We start from the raw sequence: 18235 nt of genomic DNA, 5'->3' as shown, positions 1-18235 counted from the left end.
GCACGGGTGCCAGCCGGTTCAGGGCGCGGGCGTGGTCAGACCGGACTGCCGACCACCTCTGCCCGCCATCGCGCCGGATCACGGCCTCGCATCAATTGCGCCATCACCTCATCCGGGGTGTCGGTGCGCATCGACAGGCTAAGACCATTGATCCGGTGTGGCTGGCCGGTGGACAAATCGACCAACCGCACCGAGACCATATCCGGGACACAACGCGCGTTCACGAACAGGGCCGAAAGTCGCGTAAACATCGTCATCGCATCTCCTCCTTCTGGTTGTGGTCTCTTGCGATGATTTAATTACGACATGATTCGTCGTGTTAATCAAGAAAAAAGACGACCCCTGTGGTAGATATTGTTACACACCCCAAGGGTAGCCGGGTCATGCCCGTTTCTTCATCACCCGAGATCATCAAGACCACCGCGCCGTTCTCTTGATAACGAACACCTACCTGCACCGCATCTTTTGCGATCGCGACAGGTCTGGCCTTGGACACTGGCATCGCATCGGCGACCAGGCTGCACACCGACCCGACGCAGCCTGACATCCGCGCCTTTGCGCCACCCAATATGGACGATTCACTCGGGTTCTGGACCGATCTGGGCATCACCCTGATACAGACAGACGGACGAACCGGCGCTGATGATCGGCACGTTTGACGCGACGGGGTGGCGGGCGGACGACGCGACACACCGGCACCCCGCCTGTGACGGCTCTGGGCGGGTTAGTGGCGTCGCGCCGTCTGAGGGGGAGCAAGGCGCGCCCCTAAAGGGCGGGCCACGCCGGTCATTCGGCCTGCTGCCCTTCGGGCAAAGCAGGCAGATCGGCGATTTTGCTGCGGCGCAGGTCGGCCAGTGTCAGCGATTCCAGCAGCAGCAGGTAAGACCAGAACACTTCGGCGAACAGGCGGCGGACGCGGCAGCTTTCTTCGTCGGCGCAATCCTCGCACCGCTGATAGGATTTCGTGGACAGGCAGGGCAGCGGTGCCAGCGGCCCGTCGATCCGGCGCAGCAGGTCAGACAGCGGCACCTGCGCCGGATCGCGCGCCAGTGCATAGCCGCCATTGCGCCCCCTCACAGACCGCAGAATGCCGGTGTTGCGGATTTCCAGCAGGATATGTTCCAAAAACCGCTTGGGCGCACCCGATCGGCGGGCGATTTCCTCGATCTGCAACGGTTTACGGTCGCCATCGTATTCATCTGTCAGCACCGACAGTGCCTTCAGCGCGTATTTTGTCTTTTGCGTAATCATCACTTTTCCTGCCGTCCCGCATCCTGCGCATCAGGTTGCGGGCTTGTCCACAGCTTTCACGCCCTGCCCGGCTTTTCAACAACGGGTATGGCCGCTAGGGTCGCCCCGGTTCATTTGGGGCAGACCTTTGGCGCATATCATCGTCGTTGGAAATGAAAAGGGCGGGTCGGGGAAATCGACCACCTCAATGCATGTTGCCACCGCATTGGCACGGATGGGGCATCGCATCGGCGCGCTGGATCTGGACGTGCGCCAGCGCAGCTTTGGCCGTTATCTGGAAAACCGTGCGCATTTCCTGAAACGCGAGGGGCTGGACCTGCCCACACCCCGGCTGGGCGTGCTGGCCGATGGCCCTGATCCGCTGTCCCCGGCGCTGACCGAACTTGAGCCGGATTGCGATTTCATCCTGCTGGATTGCCCCGGATCGCACACCAAGCTGAGCCAGATGGCCCATACGCTGGCCGATACGCTGATAACGCCGATGAATGACAGCTTCATCGACTTTGACCTGCTGGCACATATGTCGCCCGAGGGCAAAGTGCTTGGTCCCTCGATCTATGCCGAAATGGTCTGGGCAGCACGGCAGATGCGGGCGCAGGCGGGGGCGGGGGCGATCGACTGGCTGGTGCTGCGCAACCGTCTGGGCACGCAAGCCATGCATAACAAGCGCAAGGTCGGCGGCGCGCTGGCCAGCCTGTCGAAACGCATTGGTTTCCGTGTCGCGCCGGGTTTTTCCGAACGGGTGATTTTCCGCGAACTGTTCCCGCGCGGACTGACCCTGCTGGATCTGCGCGACATCGGGACCGAACAGTTGTCGATGTCGAACATCGCCGGGCGGCAGGAATTGCGCGACCTGATTACGACGCTGAATCTGCCGGGCGTGGTGGTGAATTTTTGACGCCCAAAGCCGGGGGTTCCCCCCAGCCCGGTCCAGGAAGGGGGCCGGGCGTTCGTCGAAAAAAGGTCAACCGGACCTTTTTCTGATCCTCCTCACCCCGTGGGATATTTAGGGACAGAAGATACCAAAAAGGCATAAAAAAGGGGCTGCAAGGCCCCTTTTCGTTTTATATGTCCGGGTCTTAGGCCAGCATTCCCATCGGGTTTTCCAGATGGGCGACGATGGCTTGCAGCAGTTGCGCACCAAGGGCACCGTCGATGACGCGGTGATCGACCGACAGCGTCATCGACATGACATTGCGCACCACGACTTCGCCGTTTTCCACCACCGGGGTCTGGATGCCCGCGCCCACGGCAAGGATTGCGCCATGCGGCGGGTTAATGACCGCATCGAAGTTTTCGATACCAAACATGCCAAGGTTGGAAATCGCAAAGCTGCCGCCCTGATATTCGTGCGGGGCCAGCTTTTTGTTCTTGGCGCGGTTGGCGAGGTCTTTCATCTCTGATGACAGCGCCGACAGGGTTTTCTGCTGTGCATCTTTCAGCACCGGCGTGAACAACCCGCCTTCGACCGCGACCGCCACAGCCACATCCGAGGGTTTCAGTTTCACGATCCGGTCGCCGGCCCAGATGGCATTGGCGTCGGGCACCTCTTGCAGGGCCAGCGCGCAAGCCTTGATGATGAAGTCGTTGACCGACAGTTTCACCCCGCGCGATTCCAGCTGTTTGTTCAGCGTGGCGCGGAATTTCATCAATTCGTCCAGCTTGGCCGACCGGCGCAGGTAGAAATGCGGGATGGTCTGTTTGGCCTCGCCCAGACGGGCAGCGATGGTGCGGCGCATCCCGTCGAGGGCGACTTCCTCGATCTCGCGGCCTTCATACATCTTGAGGATGGCTTCAGCCGAGGGACCAGCCGCCGGTTTGGCGGGCGCGGCGGCAGGGGCAACTGCCTGTGCCGGGGCAGGTGCGGCAGCGCCGGGTTTGGCGCCTTCGACATCGGCCTTGACGATCCGGCCATGCGGGCCCGTGCCTTTCAACGCCGACAGGTCGATGCCCTTTTCCGCCGCAATCCGCCGCGCCAGGGGCGAAGCGAAGACGCGGTTGCCGTCCCGGCTGGGGGCGGCAGGTGCGGGCGTCGCCGCAGGGGCAGCAGCGGGTGCGGCTTCAGCCTTGGGTGCGGGGGCGTCGGTCTGCGCCTTGGGTGCGGGCACCGCATCCATGCTTTCGCCTTCCTCGATCAGCACAGCGATGGCGGTGTTCACCTTGACCCCGGCAGAGCCTTCGGCCACCAGAATTTTGCCGACGATGCCTTCATCGACCGCCTCGAATTCCATCGTGGCCTTGTCGGTTTCGATCTCGGCCAGAATATCGCCGGATTTGACGGTATCACCCTCTTTCACCAGCCATTTGGCCAGCGTGCCTTCCTCCATCGTGGGGGACAAGGCGGGCATCAGGATTTCGGTTGCCATGGTCGTTCCCCCTTACCGATAGGTGACTTTTTTGACCGCTGCCACGACTTCATCAGCCGTCACCAGCGCCAGTTTTTCAAGGTTGGCGGCATAGGGCATGGGCACGTCCTTGCCGGTGCAGTTGATGACCGGAGCATCAAGGTAATCGAAGGCGTTTTCCATGATATAGGCCGACAGATGGTTGCCGATACTGGCCACCGGGAAGCCTTCCTCCACGGTTACGCAGCGGTTGGTTTTCATCACCGAGGCGATCACCGTGTCATAATCGATCGGGCGTAGCGTGCGCAGATCGATCACCTCGGCGTCGATGCCATCTTCGGCCAGCCTGTCGGCGGCGGCCAGCGCGTGCGCCATACCGATGCCAAAGCTGACGATGGTCACATCGCTGCCCTTGCGGGCGATGCGCGCCTTGCCGAAGGGAATGGTGAAATCTTCCAGATCCGGCACCTCGAACGAACGTCCGTAAAGGATCTCGTTCTCAAGGAAGATCACCGGGTTCGGGTCGCGGATCGCGGTTTTCAGCAGGCCCTTGGCGTCGGCCGCGGAATAGGGCTGCACGACCTTCAGGCCGGGAACCTGTGCGAACCACGCCGCGTAATCCTGGCTGTGCTGCGCCGCCACACGGGCCGCCGCGCCGTTCGGGCCACGGAACACGATAGGACAGCCCATCTGACCGCCCGACATATACAGCGTCTTGGCGGCCGAGTTGATGATGTGGTCCATCGCCTGCATGGCAAAGTTGAAGGTCATGAACTCGACAATCGGGCGCAGACCGGCCAGAGCGGCCCCGGTGCCGATCCCGGCAAAGCCGATTTCACTGATCGGGGTATCGACCACGCGGCGCGGGCCGAACTTGTCCAGCAGCCCCTGCGAGATTTTGTAGGCACCCTGATATTCGCCCACTTCCTCGCCCATCAGGAACACGGTGTCATCGCGCTCCATTTCTTCGGCCATCGCCTCGCGCAGGGCTTCGCGGACGGTCATGGTTTTCATCGGCGTGCCTTCGGGCCAGTCGGGGCTGTCGTCGGGCTGCGGGGTTTTCACCTGCTCGACCGCCGAAGCCGCAGGCTGATCGTCGGCCTTTTTTTCCTCGTCCGAGGATTTGGCCTGCGCGGGTGCGCTGGCGCGGGGGGCGGCGTCTTCCACCGACTCGCCTTCTTCGACCATGACGGCGATGGGGGTATTCACGGCCACGCCTTGCGACCCTTCGGCCACAAGGATCTTGCCCAGAATACCTTCATCGACCGCCTCGAATTCCATCGTGGCCTTGTCGGTTTCGATTTCGGCGATGATGTCGCCGGCCTTGATCGTGTCGCCCTCTTTCTTCAGCCATTTGGCCAGCGTGCCTTCCTCCATGGTCGGCGACAGGGCGGGCATCAGGATTTCGGTTGCCATGTGTTCAGCCCTCCCCTCAGGCGTTTTCTTCGGCGCTGCCTTGCGGCAGATCGCTGGCATAAATGTCAGTCCACAATTCGCTTTCGGCCGGTTCCGGGCTTTCCTTGGCGAATTCGGCGGAATCGTTCACGATGTCCTTGATTTCCTTATCGATGGCCTTCAGGTCATCTTCGGATGCATGGCCACCGTCCAGCAACATGGTGCGCACATGCTCGATGGCGTCGCGTTCGTCGCGCATCTTTTGCACCTCTTCGCGGGTGCGGTATTTCGCCGGGTCCGACATCGAATGCCCGCGATAGCGATAGGTCATCACCTCAAGGATATACGGCCCCTTGCCCGCGCGGCAGTGCGCCACGGCCTTTTCGCCCGCCGCCTTGACGGCCAGCACGTCCATGCCATCGACCTGTTCGCCGGGGATGCCGAACGCCTCGCCGCGACCGAACAGCGTCGTCGATTTGGTCGAGCGTTTGACACTGGTGCCCATGGCATACTGGTTGTTTTCGATGACGAAAATCACCGGCAGATCCCACAGTTCGGCCATGTTATAGGTTTCATAGACCTGCCCCTGGTTCGCCGCCCCGTCGCCGAAATAGGCGAAGGTCACGTTGTCATTGCCCAGATATTTATCGGCAAAGGCCAGCCCCGCCCCCAGTGGCACCTGAGCGGCAACGATACCATGGCCGCCGTAGAAATGCTTTTCGCGGCTGAACATGTGCATCGAGCCGCCCTTGCCTTTGGAATAACCGCCCTCGCGGCCGGTCAGTTCGGCCATAACGCCGCGCGCGGACATGCCACAGGCCAGCATATGACCATGGTCGCGATAGCTGGTAATGCGCTTATCGCCCTCTTTCGTGGTGGCCTCAAGACCGACGACGACGGCTTCCTGCCCGATATACAGATGGCAGAACCCCCCGATCAGGCCCATGCCATACAACTGGCCCGCCTTTTCCTCGAATCGGCGGATCAAAAGCATATCGCGGTAATAGGTCAGCAATTCTTCTGCGGATGTGTTGGATTGCGCTGTCTTTGCGGCGGCGGGTTTCCGGGCCATGCAGGCTCCTCCTTAGGGCTGGCGGAATAGTTCAGCGTTAAACCATTGGTTAACGCATCACAAAAGCTCGTGCAATCCGGGTTGTGCGTGCGCAAGGTCGCATTGCGCCAGGATGGCCGGGGTGGCACAAATCACCTATCCACGGGGCAAGGGGCAAGGTGGTCATGTCACAACAGATGCAACTGGCACGGGCATTGGCCGATGAATACAGGGACCGCCTGTCGGATTGGGCCGCCCTGACCTGCCGCCCGCTGTTTGGTGGCATCGGTATCTGGCGCGGGGCGCATGTATTCGCCATTGCTTGGCAGGGCGAGTTGTATTTCAAGGTCGATGATGCCTCGCGGCCCGATTACGAAGCCGCCGGGTCGCAGCCGCTGCACTATGTCAGCCGGGGCAAGGAACAGGCACTGAAATCCTTTTGGGCCATTCCCGCCCATATCGCCGACGATGACGAGCGGCTGATCCTCTGGGCCGAACGCGCGTGGCAGGCGGCAATCGCCGGGGTCTAGCGGATCACCGCCTCGTCGCCGCGTGCGACACCCAGAACCGCGCGGGCGCGTTCGTCCAGCAGGTCCAGATCCAGATATTCGTCGGACAGCCGCCGGGTCAGATTTTGCATTTCGCTGACCTCACCGCGCAGACGGTCACGTTCTTCGGCCAGTTCGGTGGTCTCGGCCTCAATCTGCACACGGCGCAGGATGCCGGACGGGCCTTGCACGGCGGCAAAGGCGAAATACAGGCCCAATGCGATCACCAGCAAAAAGAAGATCACGGATGACAGGGGAAAACGCTGGTTCATATCTGCTCGGGGTCTTGTTTTGCCGTGACTATGCCACAGCAGGGCGGTAAGGGGAATCCCGCCTTTGCGGGGCAGATGCCCCCTTCGCTTTCATCGCTGTCGGCGTTATGGGGGGGGGCATGAACCTGCCCGCCCTTTCCCCCGATCAGGCCGAAGCCTGGGATGCCCTGGCCGACGCATTCGGGCAGGCCGGCATCGACCTGACGGCCGAGGAAATCCTGCCGCCCCAGCCCGGCAAAGGGCGCGTCATGGCCGTGATCGGCAAGGCCGGTTCGGGCAAGACGATGCTGCTGGCCGGTATCACACAGGCGCTGCGCGACGCCGGGGTGGACCTTATCAGCGGCGATTACGAAGGCCGTCGCCGCAAGGATCGCCGCACGCTGGCGGTGCTGGCCCCCACCAACAAGGCCGCCTTCGTGCTGCGCACCCGCGGCGTGCCCGCCACCACGATCCACCGCATCCTTTACACGCCGGTTTATGATCCCGAATATGAAAGGATCGCGGAATGGCTGGCGGGTGAAGGCGAGCGTCCCAAGATCGAGGCGCTGACGGACGAGGCGCTGGACCGCGCCAAGGCGTTCTACGATCAGCACGCCTCGATTCCCGGCGCTCTGGCTGCGGCGGGGCTGCGCGGTTCAGATTTCATCAAGGGCTGGAAACGGCGCGAGGACGGGCTGGACGTTGGCCTGATAGACGAAGCCTCGATGCTGGACGACCGCCAGTTCGACGACCTGCGCGAGATTTTCCCGCTGCTGGTGCTGTTCGGCGACCCGGCGCAGCTGGCCCCGGTGGGACAATCCGGGCAGATGGTTTTTGACAAGCTGGCGTCGCCGCAGCGGCTGATTCTGAACCGTATCCACCGGCAGGCAGACGACAGCCCGATCCTTGACCTGGCCCATGCGCTGGCCGATCCGGCCCTTGATTTCCGCGCCTTCGAAGCGATGGTGCGCGAAGCCGCCGCCCGCGATCCCCGCGTGGTCTGGGCCGAACGGGTCGAATCCGACCTGATGGCGCGCAGCCCTGTGCTGGTCTGGCGCAATGCCACCCGCATCCGTCTGATCCACGCCTTTCGCACCGCCCACGGCGCGCCCGGCGATGCCCTGCTGCCAGGCGAGCCACTGATCTGTGATGGCATCGAACTGCCACTGAAACACCGAAAGAAGCGCATCGACCTTGAGGCGCGCGGCCTTATCAAAGGGGCGCAGGTGGTGTATCTGGGGCCGGGCAGCAAACCGGGCTTTTCCCGCCTGCATGTCATCGGTGCCGAAGACCCGCGCATATCCGTCGCCAGCATTGTCAAGATCGAGATGCCCGACATCGAGGAACCCTTTATCCCCTATGCCGCCCGCATGGGCGCGGCTTTCCTGCATGGCGCGGCGATCACGATCCACAAGGCGCAAGGTTCGCAATGGCCCGATGTGCAGGTGTTCGGCCCCGACATTGCCGCTGCCGCATGGTCCAACCGGACCGAGGCCGACCTGCCGCTGTGGAAACGCCTGACCTATGTGGCGATCACCCGCGCGCAGCACCGCCTGCTGTGGGTCACGCAGGCTCGGCTGGCCCGCCCCTCGGGCGCGCTGGACACCTCGGACCTGACGGCGGCCCCTGCCGCGCTGTCGCTGGAAGCGCAGACCGACGACGCCTAAGGCAGCACCGCCGTAAAAAACCTTGCGCCCCCAGATGCGCATTCAGGCAAACAGCAAGCCCGCCGTTTTCTGTTTGTGCCAAATACCACGCCGCCACAGCCGCGCGGCGTCAGGGGACGTTCGCCAAGGGCGCGGTCAGGCCCTGCTCACCGCCCGCTGCCGGTCTTGCAAGGACAGGATCGCCAGCCGCAGCCTTTCGGTCAGCGCCTCTTTCGGGATGCCGCTTTCCTGTGCCAGACGCAGGGTGCCGAAATGCACCCGCGCCAATTCCTGATAATAGCGGGTGAAGGTATAGTTGATGCTGGCCCCGGCAAAAGCCCCCAGCACCGGCACGGCCTGCGCCGCCAGTTTTTGCCCCAGCACGGCGGACAGGCGCGGGGCCACGCGGGCAATCAGGCCCTGAATGGTTTGCCCCGTCACCGACAGCTTGGCCGCCAGCAGGCCCAGATCGGTGGCATCATCAGCGGCAATCGGCCCGGCGGCGGCAAAGACACGCAGCGCCTCGGCCCGAATGGCCTGGTCTTCGGGGTCAAAGCCATGTTCGGCGGCGATTTCCAGAATGGCCCGCGACAGCAGCGTGACCGTGACCGGCGTTTCGATCACCGCCCCGGCCAACCCGCCCGCGCCGCCTGCGGCACCGCTGACAGCCGATGCGAAACGGTTGAACCAGTCGCCCCGGTCGCGCACCACCCGGCGCGACCCGGCGGCAGCGTCAAAGGCCCGCGTCAGCGCCGCCGATGTGATCCGGTCCATCCGCTGGCGCACCGGGGCAGGCAGCCGGGCGATCAGCCCTTCGGCGCTGGTGCCGATGGATTGCAGAATGTCCATGCCCATGCCGCCCGCGTCGATATAACGGCGAGCCAGCCGCTGGATCGCGGCGTGAACGGTCGGATCAGTGATCGGCGGCAGAACCACCTGATTTTGTGCGGCCATCTGTTCCATCCTTGGCACCCGCGACCTCGACGCAGGCTGAACCGATATGGGAACGGCGGGCCGGTTCTGCCAGCCCCGTCAGCATTTCACCCGGTTCTTCGCGGGTCACGGGGCCGGAAATGCCGTCCCATGCGCCGGGCTGCAACGCCAGCCCCAGCACGCGGTCTGGGTTGGTGGGGGGCGGCATCTCGACCCCATTCAGCCGGAAAAAACCAAAGCGCGCGTAATAGGGCGCATCACCCACCAGCAGAATCCGCCCCCAACCCAGACGCCGCGCCCGCTCCAGCGAATCGCGCATCAGGATCGCGCCCAGACCTTCACCCTGCGCGGTGGGGTGAACCGCAATGGGGCCAAGCAGCAACGTGGCCCGCCCGCCGACCCGCACCGGCCAGAACCGGATCGCCGCCAGCAGGATATTCGCCGAATCACGCAGCACAAGGCACAGGTCAGCCACCTTGGGCACCCCTTCACGCAATCGATAGGACGACAGCGCCGTCCGCCCCGGTGCGAAACACAGGTCATAAAGCGCCTCGACCTCGGGCGTGTCCTGATCGGTTTCGGGGCAGATTTCAAACATCGGACCTCCGGCTGATGCGGGGCCGGATACCATGCAAGGCCGGGGATGCAAGGGCACATTGCACAAGCCGCGCCCCGGTGGCAGGCTGGCCGCAACCAAAGGATATAACCCCATGTTCTATCGACCCGAAACGGGCCACGGCCTGCCGCACAATCCCTTTAACGCCATCATCGCGCCGCGCCCCATCGGCTGGATTTCCACACGCGGCCCGGCGGGCGATAATCTGGCCCCCTATTCCTTTTTCAACGCCGTGGCCTATGTGCCGCCGCAGGTGATGTTTGCCTCGACCGGGGCCAAGGACGACCGGCGCGGCACCAAGGACAGTGTGGCCCAGATCGCGGAAAGCGGGGTGTTCTGCGTCAATATCGGCGATGCCGACATGGCGCAGGCGATCAACGCCACCTCTGTCGCCCTGCCCGCCGGAATCAGCGAATTCGACGCCTGCGGTATCACCGCCGCCGACTGCACCACCATCGACGCCCCGCGCGTCGCCGGGGCCGCCGCCGCGCTGGAATGCCGCCTGACGCAGATCGTGCGGCTGGCGGGCGAGGCGAATTTTGCCGTGTTCGGCGTCGTCACCGGCGTGCATCTGCGCGATGATTGCATCATTGATGGCCGTTTTGACCTGCGTGGTCCGGGATGGGTGGCGCGGCTTGGTTATAAAGATTACGCCAGCATCCACGACACGTTTGAACAGGACCGCCCATGAGCCGCACCGTCCGCGACTATATCCGCACCATCGTTGATTTCCCGCACGAGGGAATCATTTTCCGCGATGTGACCACGCTGTTTGCCGACGCGCGCGGCTTTCGCATGGCCATCGACCAGTTGCTGAACCCTTATGCGGGCCTGCGCATCGACAAGGTGGCGGGGCTTGAGGCGCGGGGCTTTATCCTGGGCGGCGCTGTGGCGCATCAGCTGTCCACCGGCTTTGTGCCGATCCGTAAAAAGGGCAAGCTGCCGGGCGCGGTCATTTCGCAGGGCTATGCGCTGGAATATGGCGAAGCCGTGATGGAGGTGCATGACGACGCCATCAAGCCCGGCGAAAAGGTGCTGATCGTCGATGACCTGCTGGCCACCGGCGGCACCGCCGAGGCCGGGATCACCCTGTGCCAGCGTCTTGGGGCGGAAATCGTCGGCTGCGCCTTTGTCATCGACCTGCCCGATCTGGGCGGGCGGGCGCGGCTGGAAGGGTTGGGCATGGATGTCCACACCCTGACCAGTTTCAACGGCGGTTAAGCCCTGCAACGGCGGCGCTGCGTCACGCCACCCATTCTGCCGCCCCGCGTTATTTCTTCGCGACGTAAACGCCGACCAGCCCGGAATCGGGATAGACATCATCGCGGACGACAACCCCGCCCGCGATGCCCAAGGCGCCCGCCCCGTAAAACCCGCCCGAGGTTTCGCCGCTGACGCGGATGCGCGTGCCGTCACTGTCGGTCAGACGCCCGGCCACATCGGCCTCGAACCGGCTGCCGTCGATCTGGCCATTGCTCAGCGTCAGTTCGCCCTGCACCGGATTGTTGTCGCTGTCGGCAAACTGATAGAACCGCCCGTCCATGGTCTGACGGTCAAAGTTGGCGTTCAGCTGCACCCGGCTGGCGAATTCGGGGTCATTCAGCGCCTCCTCAAGACTGACGCCGCCGGTCATGTAACCGTTATAGGTCGCCCGGCCCTGCGTCGGCGCCATAACCGCATTGACCTGCCCCTGCCCCATCTCGCGGTCGATCGCCATCAGCCCGTTGCGCATCGCGTCAAACGACATCCGCGCCGGATCACTGGTCAGGGTCGCGCCTGAACCGCCGCCACCCCCGCCACATCCGGCAAGCACGGCAACCGTCGCAAGGGCACCAATCTGGATCGCATAGCCCATCACATACTCCCACCAAGGATAATTTTCATCAGTGGCGCGGATGGCGGGCAAAAGGCAATTCCCATCCGCGTGAAGCAGCGAAATTACAGAAAAATCATATCCATTTTCGATAGTTACAGCAAACCAGATCAATCGGAAGCAGATGTGCGCTGAACAAATGTTCAGCCCAGAACCGCGCCCGGATTCATGATTCCCACCGGGTCCAGCGCCGCCTTGATCGCCCGCATCGCCGCCAGCCGCCCCGGATCGCCCCAATGCGTCAGATCGGCCACCTTCAGCCGCCCGACGCCATGTTCGGCGGAAAACGATCCGCCCCGTCCCACCACCATCTGATGCAGATGCCGCGACAGGGCCGCGCGCTGAGGGTCATAATCCCCACGCACCCGCCCCGGTGCCGGAAACAGATTGTAATGCAGATTGCCGTCGCCCAGATGGCCAAAGCAATTCACCCGCATATCCCCCTGCCCGGCCAGCCAGTCGCCCGCTTCGCGGATGAACCCGGCAATTTCGGTCAGGGGCAGGCTGATGTCATGGCTGGCAATGGCGCCAATACGGCGATTGGCGTCGGGGATATGTTCGCGCATGGTCCACAGTTCAGCCGCCTGCGCACCCGATTGCGCGATCACCCCGTCGCTGACCAGCCCGGCTTCGGCTGCCTCGCCGAACAGCCCCTCCAAGGCATCCGCTGCACTTAACCCGGCAGGCAGACCCACCTCGATCAGCACCGACCAGTCGGGCGGCTGAGGGAAGGGCTGGCGAATATCGGGCAGCACTTCGGCCAGAAAGCGCAGCCCCTGCCCGGCGATCAGTTCAAACGCCGTGACACCGCCCGCCATCCGCGTCTGCGCCATAGCCAGCAGATGCAGCGCCGCCTCGGGGCTTTCCACCACCAGCATCGCCACGCCGGTTTCGGCAGGGACCGGGGCCAGCACCAGACTGGCGGCAGTGATAATACCCAGACTACCCTCGGCCCCGATCAGCAGATCGCGGATGGCATAGCCAGTGTTATCCTTGCGCAGCCGCCGCAGATCGCGCATTGGCGTGCCATCCGGCAAAACTGCCTCGACCCCCAGACACAGCGCCCGCGCCGATCCATAGCGCAGCACGTTGACCCCGCCCGCATTGGTGGACAGCACGCCACCGATCTGCGCCGTCCCCTGCGATGCCAGCGACAGCGGAAACTGCATCCCCGCCGCCGCCGCCGTATCGCGCGCCGATTGCAAGGTGACACCCGCTTCGGCCACCAAAACCCCTTCATCGGGATAAATTGCACGCACAGCAGCCATCCGTTCCAGCGACAGGATCAGCGGGGCGGGGCCGTCCGGCATCACCTGCCCGCCCACCAGCCCGGTGCCGCCTCCGCGCGGCACCACCGCCACCCGCGCCGCAGCACAGGCCCGGATAACCGCCGCCACCTCGTCCAGATCGCGCGGGGCCGCCACCAGACCGGCCTGCCCCAGATAGCGCCCGCGCGGCTCGTCCAGATAGGCCGGCGTCACCTCACGCAAAATCCCCTCGGGCAAGACCCTAGCCAAACGCTCATCTGCTGGAGTCAAAGGCATCTTCTGTCCCTAAATATCCCACGGGGTGAGGAGGATCAGAAAAAGGTCCGGTGGACCTTTTCCCGACGAACGCCCGGCCCCCTTCTTGGGCCGGGCTGGGGGGATGAAACCCCCGGCTTTGGGCGACACTGCGCCGCCCGCTGCACCGATCACCAGCTGGGCAGAACCGCGCCGTCGTATTTTTCCTCGATAAAGGCTTTGACCTCGGGGCTGTGATAGGCCTCGACCAGTTGCTGAACCCAGGGTTCGTCCTGCGTGCCGTTCTTGACCACGATGATATTCACATAGGGGCTGTTTTCTTCCATCGCGATGGCGTCGGTTTGCGGGTTCAGCCCCGAAGCCAGCGCATAGTTGGTGTTGATAACGGCGATGTCCGCATCATCCAGCGCGCGCGGCAGTTGCGCGGCGTCCAGCTCCATAAAGCGCAAACCCTTGGGATTTTCGGTCACATCCAGCGGGCTGGGGACAAGGCCGGTGCCCTCGGCCAGTTTCAACACGCCCTTCTGTTGCAGCACCAGCAGGGCGCGCCCGCCATTGGTGGGATCGTTCGGAATGGCGACGCGACCGCCCTGGGGCAGATCGGCCAGATCCGTGATCTTGCTGGAATAGACGCCCATCGGGGTGGTGATGGTGGTGCCGACCTCGACCAGATCAAAGCCACGATCCTTGATCTGGTTTTCCAGATAGGGCCGGTGCTGGAAGCTGTTGGCGCTCAGATCGCCGTCAGCCAGCGCCTGATTGGGAACGACGTAATCGGAAAACTCGATCACGCGGATGTTCAACCCCTTGGGCGCAGCAACCTTGGCGACTTCTTCCATGATCTCGCCATGTTCGCCGGGCGACACGCCAACAGTGATGTCGGTGGCCATCGCGGCGGCGGCCGACAGCGCGAGGGTGGAAACAAAGGTGGTCAGTCGCAGCATGTCAGTTTCTCCTTCTTCTGCGAAAATCAGTGGCCTTTCGGGGCACGCTTGTCCACGCGGGCGGCGATCCATTCGCCGATGGACTGCACCAGTTGCACCATCACGATCAGGATCACCACGACAGCCAGCATCACATCCGGCATGAACCGCTGATAGCCATAGCGGATGCCCAGATCGCCCAGGCCTTCACCGCCAACGGCACCGACCATGGCGGAATAGCCGATCAGCGACACCACTGCCAGCGTCAGTCCCAGCGTGATGCCCGGCAATGCCTCGCGCAGCAGAACCTTGCGGATGATCTGCACCGGCGTCGCCCCCATGGCGCGGGCAGCCTCGATCAGACCGGCGTCCACCTCGCGGATGGCGTTTTCGATCAGCCGGGCGATAAAGGGCGCGGCGGCGATGGTCAGCGGCACGATAGCCGCGTTGGTTCCAATGGATGTGCCGACAATCGCCCGCGTAAACGGGATGATCGCCACCACCAGGATGATGAACGGAACCGAGCGGGCGGCGTTCACCACCAGCCCCAGCACCTTGTTCACCCATGGCGCCGACAACAGCTCGCCCCGCTGCGAGGTGGCCAGAAACACCCCCAACGGCAGGCCGATCAGCGTGCCCAGCAGGGCCGATATGGCGACCATGTAAACGGTCTGCCATGTGGCGGTCATCAGCAGCGCGATCAGATTAGCCGACATAGCCAAGCACCTCGGTCAGCAGGCCGTGTTGTTCCAGAAAGCCCCGCGCCTCGGGCGCACGGGCGGCATCGACGGCGATCAGCAGGTTACCAAAGGGATGCGGGCCGATTTCCTCGATCGCGCCAGCCAGAATGTTGACGCCGATGCCCATCTGCCCGGTCAGCCGCGCCAGCATCGGATCGGTGGCATGCACACCGGCAAAGGTCACGCGGATGATTTCCTCGCCCCCCGTGGCCGGACGATCCGGCAGCATACGGCTGGCGATGAATTCGGGCAGGCGAATGCCGGTGACGGCGGACAGGAACGACTGTGTGGTGGCGTGCTGCGGGCGCACGAACACGTCATAGGTCGGCCCGCTTTCCACGATACGCCCGCCGTCAATCACCGCCACATGGCTGGCGATGTCACGCACCACCGCCATTTCGTGGGTAATCAGCAGGATCGTCAGCCCAAGATCGCGGTTGATCTCGCGCAGCAAGGCCAGCACCGTCTGCGTGGTTTCCGGGTCCAGCGCCGAAGTCGCCTCGTCCGACAACAGCACGCGCGGGCGGGTGGCCAGCGCACGGGCAATGCCGACGCGCTGTTTCTGCCCGCCCGACAGTTGCGCCGGGTAACGGTCGGCCAGCGCGTTCAGCCCCACCTGTTCGATCAGTTCCGCCACACGCGGGCGGATTTCGCCATCCGGCACCCCGGCGATTTCCAGTGGCAGCGCGATATTGCCCGCCACCGACCGCGAGGCCAGCAGGTTGAAATGCTGGAAAATCATCCCGACCTGCCGCCGGATCGCGCGCAGATCGCCGCCGCGTGCCGCGCCCACATCGCGCCCGCCCACGGTCACGGTGCCGCTGGTCGGACGCTCCAGCCCGTTGACCATGCGCAGCAAGGTCGATTTGCCCGCGCCGGATCGCCCGATGATGCCGCAGATCGCGCCCGGTTCGACATGCAGCGTCGCATCATGCAGCGCCGTTGCGCCGCCTGCAAAGGTCTTGCCCACGCCGTCAAAGGTGATCGCCGCGCCGCGGCTGGTGTCTTGTGCCGGTTCTGCCATGATACCCGGCGAGTTGCCTTATTTGCAGTCGGCACACAAGGGCGCCGCCGCAAAAAAGACTGCGGTTCCGCCCACCCTGCCGCAACCCGAAACCGCATTCCGGCAAAGCCGGGCCGGGCGGTGCGCGGTTCTTTTTGCGCCGCTCAACCTCATGCCCCCTTTACATACACGCGCGAATGTTTGAAAGGCCGCGCTGAAAGGATTCATCATGCGCCGCACCAAGGACGATGCCGAACAGACCCGAGCCGCGATTCTGGACGCGGCCGAGGAATTGTTCTGCGCGCGCGGCATCGACGGCGCGACGCTGGAATCCATCTCGCGCGCGGCGGGTGTCACGCGCGGGGCGTTTTACTGGCATTTCCGCGACAAGACCGATCTGTTGCAGGCGCTGTCCACGCGCAGCGAGTTGCCGCAGCGGGCGATGCTGCAACATGCCGCCAAAACCGCGCATTCTGACCCGATGGGCCTGCTGGAACAGGCCGGTCAGGACGCGCTGATGATCTTTGAAGCCGATCTCAGCACGCAGCGCATGTTCTGGATCATGTCCGGGTGCAGCCGCGATACCGCGACAGCAGACTGGCTGACCAAGGACAAAAGCACGGTTTTTGCCTTGCTGAACCGCATCATCCAACAGGCGCAGAACCGGGGCCAGATTCGCCCCGACTTCACCGCGAAAGAGGCCGCCTTGCTGCTGATGACAACGCTGGACGGATTGCTGTATGAGTGGCTGCGGTCAGATCGTGCCTTTCCTTTGGCCAAAACCGGGGGCAAATTGTTGCAGGCACAAATCGCCATGCTACGCGCCGCCCATCAGCCAATGCCGCCATCCGGCTGCCCCCCGAATGACATATCACACAGGCGGGCGTCCGCGCCCTCTGTTCAGACCGCCGAATGACCTGCCCCGACGGGCACCCCGCATCCCGCATTTCGTTATCAGAGACCATCATGCAAAACTTTTTGACCAAAGCTCTGACCGTTGTCGCCTTACTGCTGCCGATGTCCGCATCCGCACAGCAAGCACCGACGCCGACCGTCACGGCCATCACCGCACAGCCGCAGGATTTCACCCTGACCACTCGCCTGCCTGGCCGGATCAAATCATCCACCGTGGCCGAGGTGCGCCCGCAGGTATCGGGCATCATCCGCGAACGTCTGTTCCAAGAAGGCACGCAGGTCGAATCCGGCCAGCCGCTGTATAAGATCGAAGACGATACCTACAGCGCCGCTGTCGCCGCCGCCCGCGCCGCTGTGGCGCAGGCGCAGGCCAATTACGATCTGTCGGTGCGCGATCTTGACCGCGCGGAAACCCTGTTCCGCAACCGCACCGGGTCGGCGCAGGCGCGCGACAACGCCGTGGCCGCCCGCGATTCGGCCAATGCGGCACTGCAACTGGCGCAAGCCCAGTTGATGAGCGCCGAAATCGACCTTGACCGGACGACGATCCGCGCGCCCATCGCAGGGGTCATCGGCCTGTCGCAGACCACCACCGGCGCACTGGTCGGCGCACAGCAGGCCACCGCACTGGCCACCATCCGTGCGCTGGACCCGGTTTATGTGGACGTGACGCAATCGGCCAACGACCTGCTGCGCTGGCAGGACAGCGGCAAATCCGGCGAAATCCCCGAAACCGAGGCCACGCTGATTCTGCCCACCGGCGGCATCTATCCCCAAAAAGGTCGGCTGGAGGCCGCAGAACCGCAGGTGGAACCCACCACCGGCATGATTACCCTGCGCATCACCATCCCGAACCCCGAGCACCTTTTGCTGCCCGGTCTGTATGTCGAGGTGGAGATGCCGCAGGCAACGATGACCGGCACCTATCTGGTGCCGCAGAATGCCGTCATGCGCGATCGCAGCGGCGGGGCGAATGTCTGGGTGGTTGAAGACGGCAAGGTTGCGGTGCGCAACCTGACCGTGCTGACGTCATCCGGCAACAATTGGGTGATCACATCGGGCCTGAACTCGGGCGATCAGATCATCAGCTCGGGCTTTCAGAAGGTCAATCCGGGCGACGATGTGCAGATCGTCGAGGATACCCCGCCGCATGACGCCGCACCCGCGGGCAACGAAGCCCCGGCAGGCGACGCGGCCCCCGCCACGCAGGAAGGGCAGTAAC

General features: G+C 63.8%; 21 protein-coding genes. 8 read left to right on the top strand and 13 right to left on the bottom strand.

Annotated features, from left to right (window positions below):
- Window positions 1–35 precede the first annotated feature (35 nt).
- Window positions 36–257 carry a hypothetical protein gene (locus Q4G22_RS02300; protein WP_303384276.1) on the bottom strand — a complete coding sequence of 74 codons (222 nt, stop codon included), beginning with the start codon at window positions 255–257 and terminating at the stop codon, window positions 36–38.
- Window positions 258–488: 231 nt separating this feature from the next.
- Between Q4G22_RS02300 and Q4G22_RS02295 the strand changes: the two genes are divergently transcribed.
- Window positions 489–659: a hypothetical protein gene (locus Q4G22_RS02295; RefSeq protein ID WP_303384275.1), complete on the top strand. Its 171-nt coding sequence runs from the start codon at window positions 489–491 to the stop codon at window positions 657–659.
- A 127-nt stretch (window positions 660–786) separates the two neighbouring features.
- Here Q4G22_RS02295 and Q4G22_RS02290 read toward each other — a convergent pair whose 3' ends face one another.
- Window positions 787–1251: an Rrf2 family transcriptional regulator gene (locus Q4G22_RS02290; RefSeq protein ID WP_303384274.1), complete on the bottom strand. Its 465-nt coding sequence runs from the start codon at window positions 1249–1251 to the stop codon at window positions 787–789.
- Between the two features lie 127 nt (window positions 1252–1378).
- Here Q4G22_RS02290 and Q4G22_RS02285 point away from each other — a divergent pair, with 127 nt between their 5' ends.
- Window positions 1379–2149, top strand: coding sequence for a division plane positioning ATPase MipZ (locus Q4G22_RS02285; protein ID WP_303384273.1), 771 nt, complete (start codon window positions 1379–1381; stop codon window positions 2147–2149).
- Between the two features lie 181 nt (window positions 2150–2330).
- Here Q4G22_RS02285 and Q4G22_RS02280 read toward each other — a convergent pair whose 3' ends face one another.
- The 3 genes from Q4G22_RS02280 to pdhA are packed head-to-tail and all read right to left on the bottom strand — an operon-like array spanning window position 2331 to window position 6063.
- On the bottom strand, window positions 2331–3617 hold the full coding sequence (locus tag Q4G22_RS02280; RefSeq protein WP_303384272.1) for a pyruvate dehydrogenase complex dihydrolipoamide acetyltransferase: 1287 nt from the start codon (window positions 3615–3617) through the stop codon (window positions 2331–2333).
- Window positions 3618–3629: 12 nt separating this feature from the next.
- Window positions 3630–5012: a pyruvate dehydrogenase complex E1 component subunit beta gene (locus Q4G22_RS02275; RefSeq protein WP_303384271.1), complete on the bottom strand. Its 1383-nt coding sequence runs from the start codon at window positions 5010–5012 to the stop codon at window positions 3630–3632.
- Window positions 5013–5028: 16 nt separating this feature from the next.
- Complete coding sequence (pdhA, locus tag Q4G22_RS02270) at window positions 5029–6063, bottom strand: pyruvate dehydrogenase (acetyl-transferring) E1 component subunit alpha (protein WP_303384270.1); 1035 nt, start codon at window positions 6061–6063, stop codon at window positions 5029–5031.
- 164 nt (window positions 6064–6227) lie between these two features.
- Between pdhA and Q4G22_RS02265 the strand changes: the two genes are divergently transcribed.
- Window positions 6228–6572, top strand: coding sequence for a TfoX/Sxy family protein (locus tag Q4G22_RS02265; protein ID WP_303384269.1), 345 nt, complete (start codon window positions 6228–6230; stop codon window positions 6570–6572).
- Here the strand turns inward: Q4G22_RS02265 and Q4G22_RS02260 are convergent.
- Window positions 6569–6862 (bottom strand): septum formation initiator family protein, encoded by a 294-nt coding sequence (locus tag Q4G22_RS02260; protein ID WP_303384268.1) that lies wholly within the window; start codon window positions 6860–6862, stop codon window positions 6569–6571. The genes Q4G22_RS02265 and Q4G22_RS02260 overlap by 4 nt on opposite strands.
- Before the next feature lie 119 nt (window positions 6863–6981).
- On the opposite strand from Q4G22_RS02260, the gene Q4G22_RS02255 reads away from it, so the two are divergent.
- Window positions 6982–8508 (top strand): ATP-dependent RecD-like DNA helicase, encoded by a 1527-nt coding sequence (locus Q4G22_RS02255; RefSeq protein WP_303384267.1) that lies wholly within the window; start codon window positions 6982–6984, stop codon window positions 8506–8508.
- A 135-nt stretch (window positions 8509–8643) separates the two neighbouring features.
- Here the strand turns inward: Q4G22_RS02255 and Q4G22_RS02250 are convergent, their stop codons facing one another.
- Window positions 8644–9441 carry an EcsC family protein gene (locus Q4G22_RS02250; protein WP_303384266.1) on the bottom strand — a complete coding sequence of 266 codons (798 nt, stop codon included), beginning with the start codon at window positions 9439–9441 and terminating at the stop codon, window positions 8644–8646.
- Window positions 9401–10018: a GNAT family N-acetyltransferase gene (locus Q4G22_RS02245; RefSeq protein WP_303384265.1), complete on the bottom strand. Its 618-nt coding sequence runs from the start codon at window positions 10016–10018 to the stop codon at window positions 9401–9403. Before Q4G22_RS02245 ends, Q4G22_RS02250 begins: the two co-directional genes overlap by 41 nt.
- Window positions 10019–10130: 112 nt before the next feature.
- On the opposite strand from Q4G22_RS02245, the gene Q4G22_RS02240 reads away from it, so the two are divergent.
- Window positions 10131–10727 (top strand): flavin reductase family protein, encoded by a 597-nt coding sequence (locus tag Q4G22_RS02240; RefSeq protein ID WP_303384264.1) that lies wholly within the window; start codon window positions 10131–10133, stop codon window positions 10725–10727.
- Window positions 10724–11257 carry an adenine phosphoribosyltransferase gene (locus Q4G22_RS02235; protein WP_303384263.1) on the top strand — a complete coding sequence of 178 codons (534 nt, stop codon included), beginning with the start codon at window positions 10724–10726 and terminating at the stop codon, window positions 11255–11257. The genes Q4G22_RS02240 and Q4G22_RS02235 overlap by 4 nt, the downstream gene beginning before the upstream one ends.
- Window positions 11258–11306: 49 nt before the next feature.
- Here Q4G22_RS02235 and Q4G22_RS02230 read toward each other — a convergent pair whose 3' ends face one another.
- The 5 genes from Q4G22_RS02230 to Q4G22_RS02210 all read right to left on the bottom strand — a co-directional run bounded on the left by Q4G22_RS02230 (window position 11307) and on the right by Q4G22_RS02210 (window position 16119).
- The gene (locus tag Q4G22_RS02230) at window positions 11307–11891 is read right to left on the bottom strand and encodes a transferrin-binding protein-like solute binding protein (protein ID WP_303384262.1); all 585 of its coding nucleotides are present in this window, start codon (window positions 11889–11891) and stop codon (window positions 11307–11309) included.
- A 161-nt stretch (window positions 11892–12052) separates the two neighbouring features.
- Entirely contained in the window at window positions 12053–13453 is a 1401-nt protein-coding gene (locus Q4G22_RS02225) for an FAD-binding oxidoreductase (RefSeq protein ID WP_303384261.1), read from the bottom strand.
- A gap of 149 nt (window positions 13454–13602) precedes the next feature.
- Entirely contained in the window at window positions 13603–14376 is a 774-nt protein-coding gene (locus Q4G22_RS02220; protein WP_303384260.1) for a MetQ/NlpA family ABC transporter substrate-binding protein, read from the bottom strand.
- A gap of 26 nt (window positions 14377–14402) precedes the next feature.
- Window positions 14403–15071 carry a methionine ABC transporter permease gene (locus Q4G22_RS02215; RefSeq protein WP_303384259.1) on the bottom strand — a complete coding sequence of 223 codons (669 nt, stop codon included), beginning with the start codon at window positions 15069–15071 and terminating at the stop codon, window positions 14403–14405.
- Window positions 15061–16119, bottom strand: coding sequence for a methionine ABC transporter ATP-binding protein (locus Q4G22_RS02210; RefSeq protein ID WP_303360035.1), 1059 nt, complete (start codon window positions 16117–16119; stop codon window positions 15061–15063). The genes Q4G22_RS02215 and Q4G22_RS02210 overlap by 11 nt, the downstream gene beginning before the upstream one ends.
- 208 nt (window positions 16120–16327) lie before the next feature.
- Here Q4G22_RS02210 and Q4G22_RS02205 point away from each other — a divergent pair, with 208 nt between their 5' ends.
- Window positions 16328–17014, top strand: coding sequence for a TetR family transcriptional regulator (locus Q4G22_RS02205; RefSeq protein ID WP_303384258.1), 687 nt, complete (start codon window positions 16328–16330; stop codon window positions 17012–17014).
- 50 nt (window positions 17015–17064) lie between these two features.
- Window positions 17065–18234 carry an efflux RND transporter periplasmic adaptor subunit gene (locus tag Q4G22_RS02200; RefSeq protein WP_303384257.1) on the top strand — a complete coding sequence of 390 codons (1170 nt, stop codon included), beginning with the start codon at window positions 17065–17067 and terminating at the stop codon, window positions 18232–18234.
- Window position 18235 lies beyond the last annotated feature (1 nt).

The organism is Paracoccus sp. (in: a-proteobacteria), from assembly GCF_030538655.1.
Taxonomy (GTDB): domain Bacteria; phylum Pseudomonadota; class Alphaproteobacteria; order Rhodobacterales; family Rhodobacteraceae; genus Paracoccus.
Note: the sequence above shows the minus strand (reverse complement) of the source record. Positions and strands in the feature narration are given on the sequence as shown.